The organism is Siccibacter turicensis LMG 23730, assembly GCF_000463155.2.
Taxonomy (GTDB): Bacteria; Pseudomonadota; Gammaproteobacteria; order Enterobacterales; family Enterobacteriaceae; genus Siccibacter; species Siccibacter turicensis.
The window spans coordinates 1-254 of record NZ_AWFZ01000036.1; the positions used below are offsets into that span (position 1 = coordinate 1).

The following is a 254-nucleotide window of genomic DNA, read 5'->3' on the forward strand; positions in this document are numbered from 1 at the left end:
TTTGGTATTTCTGGCGCGCGAGATAGTCATTACCCCGTTTTTATCGATGCAGTTGCGCGGTTCAGGCATATCCTCAAAGCAGAGCCGGTCTTTACGGCCCTCCTCTTTATACCCGTCGGCAACATCCCAGACGCTGATATAAAAAACGCCGTCGCTGTCTTCCTGAGGAATACCATAGTGCGATTTCAGGTAGGTCTGATTTTCCTGCCACCACGCCAGCGCCCCGCGAGCGGTAAAGGGCGGGTTTTTCAGTA

1 protein-coding gene is annotated in these 254 nt (G+C 52.8%); it reads right to left on the reverse strand.

Going from position 1 to position 254, the window contains the following annotated elements:
- A partial coding sequence (locus tag DW58_RS12000) for a DUF943 family protein (RefSeq protein ID WP_029592965.1) occupies positions 1 to 254 on the reverse strand: 254 nt, incomplete at both ends.